Below are 9,576 nucleotides of genomic sequence, written 5' to 3'. Positions count from 1 at the left end.
TTCATCTAACCCACCCAGCGTGGGTTTTCATTTACCTGTAACACCTAAAACTTATAATCAACACCAAGGTTAATGAAGGATAACCTGTAATAACTAAGTTTGACCTATCTCGCCCTGCTATATGCAGGGTTTTCTTTTGTCTATTAAAGCATAAAATATAATTAAAATAATATTTTTTATAACTATAGTGTTGACTAATAAAATAACTGTAGTTATATTTATCTCACAGACAAACAAACCTTCTCAGTGAGACAAAAATGGAAATTCAAAATTTACGCTTACAACTCCTTCAGCTTTCAGGCGGTCAAGTTGAACACGCTCAAGCAATGGAAAAATACGTTTTGGAAGGTACTGGCTTAAATCAGCAAATGGGCGAAGCGGTAAACGGTGAAAAAGATGAAAAATGTAATTGTTTTTTTTGCCAACTCAGAACCGCAATTGAAAGTAATTCTTAATAAAAAAGCACACCGACCTCGAAACCAGTGTGCTTTCCCAAACAACAGGTGAATTATGAAACAAACACATCTTAAAAGTCAAACGACTCAATATTTAAATCAGCCTCCTACGGCTGAAAATACCATTCAGTATAGAAGCTCAGGCTTGGCTATTCCTTCAATCCTAGTATTGATTCTCTTGGCAATGCTTGCAGGCGGTGTTTTTAGTTGCTCAGGTTATCAAAGTGCAACAGCTAAAGTAGGGGTGAAATCATGAGTCGCTTAACTAAATCTTTACGTGAAGCAATGCTTGAAACGATTCTTTCACATGCATTTGATGCAAAACAAAAAAATGCCAAACAGCAAGAAATTATTGCTGGTGAAAAAGTCTATCAAGACATTTATGGTTCACATCTTATTGCAATGGAGAGCCTTCCAAAGGGTTTTCTTGAGAAATCATCATATTTCTACATATCAATTGCTGGTCGTTCACACTGCATTCGATTGAGTGAAAGTCGGCTAGTGGGTTGTAGACATGACAATAGTTATTTCAAAGCAAAGCTATATGTAGGTGATGAAGCTATTGCGATTGAATACCAAAAAGCTGTTGACGTTTGCGAAGATTTTGACATTAAAAGAAAGCAAATGTCTCGTGAAATTAACCCAGTTCTTGAAAGTGTTCATACATTTAAAAAACTATGGGAAGTATGGCCTGAATCAAAATCACTTTTAGAGAAATTTGAAGAAAAGCCAACAATCGCGATCCTACCTGCTGTTCAAGTTAACAAATTGAATGCTGCTTTAGGTTTGCCAGTTTCGGAAGTCAAGGAGCCACAACAATGAATATGCTTTCTAACTACGCTCCTGAAGCCCCTACTTTCCAAACACTTGTAGTTGCTGACGAGTTTGTTATCCAAGGCTCAAAAGTTTATTTCTCGTTGATTGTACCGAACTACAGCGCTTGTTATGTGTCTGCTGTGGTTGAAGCAAACCAAACATCAAGCTCACTGGCTTGGAACACTACAAGTGATCCGCAAAATGATGTTGATGTGAATTATGACTTGCTTGAAGTCGCTACTTGGCACCGCCCTATTGTTGAGGATTTTGACGAGATTCTAGCTGTTCAAGGGCTTCGATTTGCACTGACAAATAGCCAAGTTTACACACTCAACGAAATGCTCAAAGCGCATTTTGAAGAAGAAAAAGTTAATGAATTAAAAGGAGTAAAAGAATAATGGAATTACAAATATTAGAACAAAATGTGATTGAAGCAGAGCGTTTACGCATCGAGCGAGAAGCTCAAGCAAAAGCGGATGCCGAGCTTAAAGAACAGCAAGCGCGTGAAGCCAACAAGGCCCACAAAAAGAAAATCTGTAATGAGGCGCTCCAAGGTCTTACGAGCATTGGTGTTTCTGAAGAATTAGGCAAACAAATTTTACAGGCGATTCACAAAGGTGAAGTGCCTCACGTATCAATCAAGTTTTGAGGATTAGAAGATGAATGCACCTATACAGCACAGCACGATTGTAACGGCTCAAATCACTCAAATGGCAGATCTTTTAGGCCTTGGTAATGTTGATCCAGTTGAATTAAAAAATACATTAATTGCTACAGCTTTTAATAATGGTGATAAAGAAATTTCAGACGCTCAAATGGCTTCTTTGTTGATCGTTGCAGGCCAATATAAGCTTAATCCCTGGACTAAGGAAATATACGCCTTCCCTGATAAAAATAAAGGAATCATCCCTGTTGTTGGCGTTGATGGATGGTCGCGCATTGTAAATAGTAGCCCTAATTTTGATGGTTTGGAATTTAAATACTCTGAAAATATGGTCACCATGGAGGGTGCAAAGGTTGCTGCACCTGAATGGGTGGATTGTATTATTTACCGCAAGGATCGTGAGCGACCAACTGTAGTGCGTGAATATTTGGCTGAATGCTACCGCCCACCATTTAAAGGAAAATATGGCGATGTGGTTGGCCCTTGGCAGTCACACCCTTCACGTTTTTTACGACACAAGGCGACTATTCAATGTGCACGTCTAGCCTTTGGCTTTGTTGGAATTTATGACCAGGACGAAGCAGAACGAATTCAAGATGGTGGCACAGTCCGAACTGTTCAGGGTGAAACGGGTGATTTGATTCCTGATGGTTATCAAGAGTTTGAAGAAGCACATTTAAACAATATGCGTGAATTGGCATTTGAGGGAATGGAAGCTCTTGAGACTGGCTATGCAGAATTACCTAAAGGCAAATGTCGCTCGCACTTCTGGACCATGCATAAAGAATCATTAAAAGCTGCTGCGCAAAAAGCCGATCAACCACAAGGGGAAGTTTATGAACACTCTCCAGCGGAATGATGATTGGCATGCTCAACGATGCGGAAAAATTACCGCTTCACGCATCAAAGACATGGGCGCAAAACCATCTAAAGGCAAGTGCTATAACGCTCTAGCATTAACTATTCTTTCTGAGCGCCTTACAGGTGTTCAGGAAGAAACCAAAACCACTGGTCCGATGCAATGGGGTATTGATCAAGAGCCATTTGCAGTAATTGCTTATGAGAATGAAACAGGATCATTTGTCACTGATGTTGGTTTAATCGATCACCCTGCTATCAAAATGAGTGGCGCCAGTCCAGATGGATTGGTTGGGAAAAATGGGCAACTTGAGATTAAGTGCCCTTCTACCACAACGCATTTAAATACGATTTTGATGCAAGAAGTTCCAGAAGAACATATCCCACAAATCACTTGGCAATTGGCCTGCACTCGTCGTGAGTGGTGTGATTTTGTGAGTTACGATCCGCGACTTCCTGAGCATTTACAACTTTTCATTAAGCGTATTTATGCGAAAGATTTGGATATTCAAGGTGTTGAAAATTCAGTTATTGCTTTTAACCGGGTAATTGATAGCGCCTTTATTCAGCTTAATCAAAAGGAGCTCGCAGCATGACCCTCCTAAAACTTTACTTTCAACTTTGGCAAATGGCGTGGTGGTTGTGATGGAAATCAGAATTTTACCAGAACCACTCACTGAAAAATTCATTGTATTCAATTGCAATGCTGGGTTTTCGGTAAAAGGTACAGAAAAAGGTTTTTACCTTAGCAAAAAGAACAAGAAATCATTATTCGTCAGTAATAAAGGCGTGATGAATAAAGAAGCCCAAGAGCGTTATGAGTTAATGCTCAAGGTGTGGTTAAGGGATGGTCGCAGTTTTATGGATGACCTAAATATTGAGGTTCGACGTATTTATAGGATGGTGGCGGCATGAGCACATTAAAAGATTTAAACAAGCATCTGTTTGATCAGTTGGATCGTTTAGCCAAGGCTGATAAAGACACTCTTGATTCAGAGGTAAAGCGTGCTCAAACAATGTCGCAAGTGAGTGAGCAGATTGTGGATGCGCACAAAACTCAACTGGAAGCGGTAAAACTGGTGGCTCAATACAAAGGGCTTAACACGAATCAAGAAGCACCACAGATTTCTGTTGGTGATATGAATGTGAGTGTTTGATATGGCGAAAGGTATTGCGATTAAGTACACCGAAGAAATGCTGATGTTTTTACGTCAGCATGAGGAAACGCCACGTACTGAACTAACCTGTAAATTTAATGAAAAGTTTGGCTACAAGCTTTCAGTAGATAGCATTAAGGCTAAATGCCTGCGCATGGAATTAAAAACAGGTCGAACAGGATGCTTTTCACCTGGTCAAAAGTCTTGGAATAAAGGCTTAAAGGGTTATATGGGTGCGAACTCAACATCCTTTAAAAAAGGTCATACACCATCTAATCATAAACCAGTTGGCTATGAGCGTATCACGGTTGATGGTTATATCGAAATCAAAGTTTCAGAACCGAATGTATTTGAGTTAAAGCATCGGCAGATCTGGGAGCAACAACACGGGAAAATACCAGATAACCATGTTCTTGTTTTCAAAAATATGAACAAGCAAGACTGTCGACTTGAAAACCTGATGCTGGTTAGTCGTGCTGAGCTTGTTCGCTTAAATCAATCTTATCGAAAGCTTGCCACACCAGAAACAAATGAAACCTGTGTCTTGATGGCGAAGATCAAAAATAAAACGCATAACTTGAAGGTGGCGTGATGGAAGATAACAAACTAGAGCCAGCTGAAATTGTGCGCAGTGAAATGGGAACTTGGACACATCCAGTTTATTCAAAATACATGAATGAGCATCTGGAAAACAAAGAATACGTAAGTCGTGAAGAGTGGGAAAAATTTAAAAGCCACTTTGGTGTAGACACTGTGATGTTCTGGATGGAGAGCCTTGTTAATTCTGATGATTGGGAAATCATGATGGATGATTGTGATATCACCAAGTGGGACCCGATTGCACCAAACGGCTTTTTCTTAATTGATATCAATTTTAGTGAAGATGATGCCTATGCCATTTTCGCTCGAAATAAGTATGAAAGCGAGGTGGCGTGATGGATATTAATAAAGAACGTGCAGCTTTTGAAGCATCTTTAACAAAAATGAAAATTCATAACTTGCGAGTAGGAACAATATTCGACACAGAGAAAAATGAATACTTTGCTTCTGATGTTTTGCATCCAAGTGAAGATCATATTGTTGGTTGGATTAATTTTAGTTGGAGGTTGTGGCAAGAGAAAGCCACCCCTGAAGGGTTTGTTTTGGTGCCGAAAACTGAGTCAACTGGCTTAACAGATAAAAAAGGGAGAATTATCTTTGTTGGTGATGTTGTTGAATTTGTTGGAGGTTGTGTGGAATTTCTTGATTTATCTGGTTATGGATTATCTAAATACATTGTCAACAAAGGTGACAAAATGATAGTTCGTAAATTGAAATCAGGGTATACGCTTTCTCTACCATGGATTGATTGCGATACCCCCAATCGAGCCGGGAACTTAGGAAATTATGACTTTTGGAACCTTCAACGTGATTTTGTAGTGATCGAAGCACAGGAGCAAAGTCATGACAATTCAAACTGAAGAAATCGACCTTGTAAAAACCTGTGGTGAAAGCCCTGAACAATACGATGCTTTCTATAAGGGTAAACAAGTTGGCTATCTCCGCTTAAGACATGGCGAATTTAGAGTTGATTATCCTGATTGCGGTCAAGAAACCATTTTCTATTCAGAAGAAATGCAAGGTGATGGAAAGTTTGAAGATGATGAGCGTGATGAATTTCTTTTAAAAGCCAAGCAAGCGATTGTGAAAAGATTGAAAGAAGAAAAGGAGGAAGGTTGATGACTGCTATTGCGAATGTTGGTGATTTTGTTGTTGCTTTGCCACCTTCTGATATTTGGTTGACAGATGAACAAGCAGCAACTTTTCTAAGTTATTCACTTGTTCATTTTAAAAGTCATGTAATTTGCTTGGGAGGATTTCCAGCGCCAAGATACATCATGACAAATTCAAAAGGTAGAAGATGGAATTTAGAATCTATATCTAAATGGTTAAGAGAACGACCAGAAACTACAAAAAAAGTTACAGGCAGACCCCGCAAAATTTAGCGGGGTTTACTATTTTATATCTGTGGATAAAAATTGAATTACGCCAATTTTACGCCAAACTCATATTAAGTTATTGATTTTATTAATAGGTATGGTACGCCCAGCGGGACTCGAACCCACTCCACAGGCTTCGGAAACCTGCACTCTATCCAGTTAAGCTATGGGCGCTTAAATCGAGATGGCACATCATACCAAAAAATCGTATCAGGTAAAGCATTTATAAAACATCGAATTGCATTGATGCTTATGCTTTGAACAACGTTCCAAATTTGCAACAGATAATTCCATCTAATACGCTTGGTTTATTTTGTTAGATCGCTCACAATACACACTCCCCAAACCACGTGAGAATTTCATGACTGATGCTTTAACGTTAAGAGATTTATCGAAAACTTATCGAAATGGATTTCAGGCACTTAAAGGAATCAATTTAACTGTTCCTGAAGGTGAATTTTATGCACTTTTAGGGCCAAATGGTGCAGGTAAATCGACAACGATTAGTATTATCAGCTCTTTGACACATAAAACATCAGGTACAGTCGAAATTTTCGGCAATAATCTCGATACTCATCCTTCACATGCAAAACAATGTTTAGGCGTGGTTCCCCAAGAGTTTAACTTTGGTCAATTTGAAAAAACTTTTGACATTTTAGTGACTCAAGCGGGTTATTACGGTATTCCCAAAAAAATTGCTGAAAAACGCGCCGAAGAATATTTAGAAAAACTAGGCTTATGGGAAAAACGTAATACGCAAGGCCGTATGCTTTCAGGTGGTATGAAACGCCGTTTAATGATTGCACGTGCCATGATGCATGAACCTAAATTACTGATTTTAGATGAACCTACCGCTGGCGTTGACATCGAATTACGACGCTCAATGTGGGACTTTTTGACTGAAATGAATGAAAAAGGTACTTCAATCATTTTAACCACGCATTATCTTGAAGAAGCAGAAATGTTGTGCCGTCAAATCGCCATCATCGATCGTGGTGTCATTAAAGAAGATACTTCGATGAAAGCATTCTTAAATCAATTAAGTGAAGAATCCTTTATTTTTGATTTAGAACATCCCATTGAACCAATTCATGTTGACATCATTGGTGTGAAATTTAACTTGATTGATCCTGTGACTTTAGAAGTAACAATGGATAAAGCACATTCTTTAAATGATTTATTTCAACTGTTAGAAGCTCAAGGCATTCGTGTGCGCAGTATGCGTAATAAATCGAATCGTCTTGAAGAACTATTCGTAAAAATGGTCGAAAAAAATCTTGAAGGAGCGCAATAATGAACTTTACCCAACTTCGAGTTGCACTTTATACCCTTGTTTATAAAGAAATACGTCGCTTTATGCGAATTTGGCCACAAACCTTATTACCACCTGCAATCACTATGAGTTTGTACTTTGTGATTTTTGGAAATTTGGTCGGTTCTCGTATTGGGCAAATGGATGGATTTAGCTATATGCAGTTCATCGTTCCCGGTTTGATCATGATGGCTGTTATTACCAATAGTTATGCAAACGTATCATCGAGTTTCTTTAGTGCAAAATTTCAAAAGAGTATTGAAGAACTGATCATGAGCCCTGTTCCATTACATATGGTGTTGTGGGGTTATGTGATTGGTGGAGTTTGTCGTGGGGTCTTAGTCGGAGCAATTGTGACAGGTATGAGTCTGTTCTTTACAGATTTGGCGATTCACAATATTTTCGTGACTATATATACCGTCATTATTACTTCATTGCTTTTTTCATTGGGTGGTTTTATCAATGCGGTTTATGCAAAATCGTTTGATGATATTTCCATCATCCCAACCTTTGTTTTAACACCACTCACCTATTTAGGTGGTGTATTTTACTCTATTAGTGCTTTAAGTCCGTTTTGGCAAAATCTCTCTTTAGTTAACCCGATTGTATATATGGTCAATGCTTTCCGTTTCGGAATATTAGGTCATAGCGATGTAAATGTTTCTCTTTCATTGATTGTCGTAACACTTTGCTGTGGCGTGCTTTATGTCATTGCCTACTATTTACTTTCTCGTGGTTCAGGAATGCGTGAATAATGTCTGTTGAACACTCTTTATTAGGTAAAGAAACCAATTACCCAACCACTTATCAACCTGAAATCCTTTTCCCTATTTCACGTGCGCCTGCACGTGAACAATATGCCGATATTGAAGGTATCTATAAAGGAAAGGATTGGTGGCATGTTTTCGAAATTTCTTGGTTAAATCGCAAAGGTATTCCACAAGTTGCGATTGGTCGGATTACCCTGCCAGCAAGCTCACCGAATTTGATTGAGTCTAAATCTTTAAAACTCTACTTTAATAGTATGAACTTTACTGAATTTGACTCAAAAGAAGCCTTTATTGCAACAGTGGAAAAAGATTTATCACAAGCAGCTCAAGCTGACGTGACACTGACCTTATTCCAAGCGGATGAGCTTGATATTGCCAAGCCTCAAGGCATTTGTATTGATGACCAACAGCCTGAACATTTAGTCAATCATCCTGATGCATCACTTTTAACATTGGATCAAAGCGCTTCTGATGAAAATGTTGAGATACAACTCTATTCACATTTATTAAGAAGTAATTGCCCTGTCACTGGACAACCCGATTGGGGCACTGTTTTCATCCGTTATCAAGGCAAAAAACCTTGTTATCGTAGTGTTTTAGCTTATATTATCTCTTATCGTCAGCATAATGGTTTCCACGAACAATGTGTAGAACAAATCTTTGCCGATATTTGGCAAAATTTGCAACCTGAAAAACTGATGGTATATGCTGCATATACACGTCGTGGAGGATTGGACATTAATCCATGTCGTGTATCAGATGAAACATGGATGCCAAGCCCAATTCGTTTGGCTCGACAATAACATTGAGGTTGATGACATGCCTTTTTTTGGTTTTGTACCATCTGAAGAACTATTAAGGAATATTCAGACAGGTATTGAGAAAAAAAACTCCAACGAACCACTTTACCCTTTACGCGATCAAACTGCTTTATTAATTAATGATGAAATCATTGATGCGATCTTAATTGAGCTTGTTCGTCGCTTTCCACCGAGTGATCGTCGTGATACTGCTGAAAAGCTTGCTGGATATGTAAAATCGACGGTTGCCGTGCTTCTTAAACAACTGTTAAGTAAAGCAGACAATGAAGTTGTGCGTCAGTCTATTACTTTTTCTGAAAGTAGCTTATTTAGAGATCCACAAGATCAATTACGTGTTGGCGCTAGTTTAAATGCGAATCTAGTGACCAATATGAAGCATAGCTTTGCCGAAATTCTAGAAAATGGTGATATTAATCGTGGTGTTTTGTCTGAACAATACAAACAATTCGCCGATGCATCCATTAACCATTTCATGCGTGAATTTAATAAAACGCTTGATTTAGGTATGATCAAGCGTAAAGCAGCCGATATTGGTGCAGCAGCAGTAACCAAAGCTGTGCATATGGCGGTTGATAAGTTGATTCCAAACTTAAATAAAGAAGAAATCAAAGCACTCGCTGAATATCACAGTACATTATTTTTTAATTGATCATTAAAAGTTAATTGAATTTTTTAATGAAAAAATACTCTTGAATCCAAGGGTATTTTTTTTGATTTAGCAATGCATTAAAGTAAAAATATAAA

Annotated in this window: 17 protein-coding genes, 1 tRNA gene and 1 pseudogene; 18 read left to right on the top strand and 1 reads right to left on the bottom strand. The window is 38.4% G+C overall.

The genetic code is table 11. From position 1 onward, the window contains the following. Positions 1-257 precede the first annotated feature (257 nt). From GGG_RS0110505 to GGG_RS0110440, 14 genes and pseudogenes are all read left to right on the top strand, one after another. A complete protein-coding gene (locus tag GGG_RS0110505) occupies positions 258-455 on the top strand; it encodes a hypothetical protein (RefSeq protein WP_010114710.1) in 198 nt (65 codons plus the stop codon). A 55-nt stretch (positions 456-510) separates the two neighbouring features. After that, on the top strand, positions 511-711 hold the full coding sequence (locus GGG_RS0110500; protein ID WP_010114709.1) for a hypothetical protein: 201 nt from the start codon (positions 511-513) through the stop codon (positions 709-711). After that, a complete protein-coding gene (locus GGG_RS0110495; protein WP_010114708.1) occupies positions 708-1,277 on the top strand; it encodes an Nmad5 family putative nucleotide modification protein in 570 nt (189 codons plus the stop codon). The genes GGG_RS0110500 and GGG_RS0110495 overlap by 4 nt, the downstream gene beginning before the upstream one ends. Further along, positions 1,274-1,669 carry a hypothetical protein gene (locus GGG_RS0110490; protein WP_010114707.1) on the top strand — a complete coding sequence of 132 codons (396 nt, stop codon included), beginning with the start codon at positions 1,274-1,276 and terminating at the stop codon, positions 1,667-1,669. The genes GGG_RS0110495 and GGG_RS0110490 overlap by 4 nt, the downstream gene beginning before the upstream one ends. A 29-nt stretch (positions 1,670-1,698) precedes the next feature. Next, positions 1,699-1,920, top strand: a pseudogene (locus GGG_RS0110485) (hypothetical protein); the annotation flags it as partial. 61 nt (positions 1,921-1,981) lie between these two features. After that, complete coding sequence (bet, locus tag GGG_RS0110480; protein ID WP_264650125.1) at positions 1,982-2,794, top strand: phage recombination protein Bet; 813 nt, start codon at positions 1,982-1,984, stop codon at positions 2,792-2,794. Next, entirely contained in the window at positions 2,772-3,389 is a 618-nt protein-coding gene (locus GGG_RS0110475; RefSeq protein WP_010114703.1) for a lambda exonuclease family protein, read from the top strand. The genes bet and GGG_RS0110475 overlap by 23 nt, the downstream gene beginning before the upstream one ends. Before the next feature lie 49 nt (positions 3,390-3,438). Continuing rightward, positions 3,439-3,708 carry a hypothetical protein gene (locus GGG_RS0110470; RefSeq protein ID WP_010114701.1) on the top strand — a complete coding sequence of 90 codons (270 nt, stop codon included), beginning with the start codon at positions 3,439-3,441 and terminating at the stop codon, positions 3,706-3,708. Next, positions 3,705-3,950: a hypothetical protein gene (locus GGG_RS0110465; protein ID WP_010114700.1), complete on the top strand. Its 246-nt coding sequence runs from the start codon at positions 3,705-3,707 to the stop codon at positions 3,948-3,950. The genes GGG_RS0110470 and GGG_RS0110465 overlap by 4 nt, the downstream gene beginning before the upstream one ends. Before the next feature lies 1 nt (position 3,951). Next, positions 3,952-4,542, top strand: coding sequence for an HNH endonuclease signature motif containing protein (locus GGG_RS0110460; RefSeq protein WP_010114699.1), 591 nt, complete (start codon positions 3,952-3,954; stop codon positions 4,540-4,542). Further along, positions 4,542-4,886 (top strand): hypothetical protein, encoded by a 345-nt coding sequence (locus GGG_RS0110455; protein ID WP_010114698.1) that lies wholly within the window; start codon positions 4,542-4,544, stop codon positions 4,884-4,886. The genes GGG_RS0110460 and GGG_RS0110455 overlap by 1 nt, the downstream gene beginning before the upstream one ends. Further along, positions 4,886-5,410: a YopX family protein gene (locus GGG_RS0110450; protein WP_010114697.1), complete on the top strand. Its 525-nt coding sequence runs from the start codon at positions 4,886-4,888 to the stop codon at positions 5,408-5,410. Before GGG_RS0110455 ends, GGG_RS0110450 begins: the two co-directional genes overlap by 1 nt. Then, positions 5,394-5,669: a hypothetical protein gene (locus GGG_RS0110445; RefSeq protein ID WP_010114695.1), complete on the top strand. Its 276-nt coding sequence runs from the start codon at positions 5,394-5,396 to the stop codon at positions 5,667-5,669. Before GGG_RS0110450 ends, GGG_RS0110445 begins: the two co-directional genes overlap by 17 nt. Continuing rightward, a complete protein-coding gene (locus GGG_RS0110440; protein ID WP_010114693.1) occupies positions 5,669-5,935 on the top strand; it encodes a hypothetical protein in 267 nt (88 codons plus the stop codon). Before GGG_RS0110445 ends, GGG_RS0110440 begins: the two co-directional genes overlap by 1 nt. A gap of 92 nt (positions 5,936-6,027) precedes the next feature. On the opposite strand, the gene GGG_RS0110435 is transcribed toward GGG_RS0110440, so the two are convergent. Next, positions 6,028-6,103: transfer RNA gene (locus GGG_RS0110435), tRNA-Arg, on the bottom strand. A 187-nt stretch (positions 6,104-6,290) separates the two neighbouring features. Here GGG_RS0110435 and GGG_RS0110430 point away from each other — a divergent pair. From GGG_RS0110430 to GGG_RS0110415, 4 genes are read left to right on the top strand one after another with little or no spacing between them, the layout of a single operon-like run. After that, the gene (locus tag GGG_RS0110430; RefSeq protein WP_010114692.1) at positions 6,291-7,223 is read left to right on the top strand and encodes an ABC transporter ATP-binding protein; all 933 of its coding nucleotides are present in this window, start codon (positions 6,291-6,293) and stop codon (positions 7,221-7,223) included. Then, positions 7,223-7,996 carry an ABC transporter permease gene (locus GGG_RS0110425; protein ID WP_010114691.1) on the top strand — a complete coding sequence of 258 codons (774 nt, stop codon included), beginning with the start codon at positions 7,223-7,225 and terminating at the stop codon, positions 7,994-7,996. Before GGG_RS0110430 ends, GGG_RS0110425 begins: the two co-directional genes overlap by 1 nt. Continuing rightward, positions 7,996-8,814 (top strand): NADPH-dependent 7-cyano-7-deazaguanine reductase QueF, encoded by an 819-nt coding sequence (queF, locus tag GGG_RS0110420; protein ID WP_010114690.1) that lies wholly within the window; start codon positions 7,996-7,998, stop codon positions 8,812-8,814. Before GGG_RS0110425 ends, queF begins: the two co-directional genes overlap by 1 nt. A gap of 16 nt (positions 8,815-8,830) precedes the next feature. Next, positions 8,831-9,481, top strand: coding sequence for a hypothetical protein (locus GGG_RS0110415; protein ID WP_010114689.1), 651 nt, complete (start codon positions 8,831-8,833; stop codon positions 9,479-9,481). Positions 9,482-9,576: the final 95 nt, after the last annotated feature.

It is taken from the genome of Acinetobacter sp. P8-3-8 (genome assembly GCF_000214135.1).
In the GTDB taxonomy this organism is placed as follows: domain Bacteria; phylum Pseudomonadota; class Gammaproteobacteria; order Pseudomonadales; family Moraxellaceae; genus Acinetobacter.
Note: the sequence above shows the minus strand (reverse complement) of the source record. Positions and strands in the feature narration are given on the sequence as shown.

Coding starts and splice junctions, on each gene's coding strand:
- GGG_RS0110505 (WP_010114710.1), top strand. CDS start 258: ATGGAAATTCAAAATTTACGCTTACAACTCCTTCAGCTTTCAGGCGGT.
- GGG_RS0110500 (WP_010114709.1), top strand. CDS start 511: ATGAAACAAACACATCTTAAAAGTCAAACGACTCAATATTTAAATCAG.
- GGG_RS0110495 (WP_010114708.1), top strand. CDS start 708: ATGAGTCGCTTAACTAAATCTTTACGTGAAGCAATGCTTGAAACGATT.
- GGG_RS0110490 (WP_010114707.1), top strand. CDS start 1,274: ATGAATATGCTTTCTAACTACGCTCCTGAAGCCCCTACTTTCCAAACA.
- bet (WP_264650125.1), top strand. CDS start 1,982: ATGGCAGATCTTTTAGGCCTTGGTAATGTTGATCCAGTTGAATTAAAA.
- GGG_RS0110475 (WP_010114703.1), top strand. CDS start 2,772: ATGAACACTCTCCAGCGGAATGATGATTGGCATGCTCAACGATGCGGA.
- GGG_RS0110470 (WP_010114701.1), top strand. CDS start 3,439: ATGGAAATCAGAATTTTACCAGAACCACTCACTGAAAAATTCATTGTA.
- GGG_RS0110465 (WP_010114700.1), top strand. CDS start 3,705: ATGAGCACATTAAAAGATTTAAACAAGCATCTGTTTGATCAGTTGGAT.
- GGG_RS0110460 (WP_010114699.1), top strand. CDS start 3,952: ATGGCGAAAGGTATTGCGATTAAGTACACCGAAGAAATGCTGATGTTT.
- GGG_RS0110455 (WP_010114698.1), top strand. CDS start 4,542: ATGGAAGATAACAAACTAGAGCCAGCTGAAATTGTGCGCAGTGAAATG.
- GGG_RS0110450 (WP_010114697.1), top strand. CDS start 4,886: ATGGATATTAATAAAGAACGTGCAGCTTTTGAAGCATCTTTAACAAAA.
- GGG_RS0110445 (WP_010114695.1), top strand. CDS start 5,394: ATGACAATTCAAACTGAAGAAATCGACCTTGTAAAAACCTGTGGTGAA.
- GGG_RS0110440 (WP_010114693.1), top strand. CDS start 5,669: ATGACTGCTATTGCGAATGTTGGTGATTTTGTTGTTGCTTTGCCACCT.
- GGG_RS0110430 (WP_010114692.1), top strand. CDS start 6,291: ATGACTGATGCTTTAACGTTAAGAGATTTATCGAAAACTTATCGAAAT.
- GGG_RS0110425 (WP_010114691.1), top strand. CDS start 7,223: ATGAACTTTACCCAACTTCGAGTTGCACTTTATACCCTTGTTTATAAA.
- queF (WP_010114690.1), top strand. CDS start 7,996: ATGTCTGTTGAACACTCTTTATTAGGTAAAGAAACCAATTACCCAACC.
- GGG_RS0110415 (WP_010114689.1), top strand. CDS start 8,831: ATGCCTTTTTTTGGTTTTGTACCATCTGAAGAACTATTAAGGAATATT.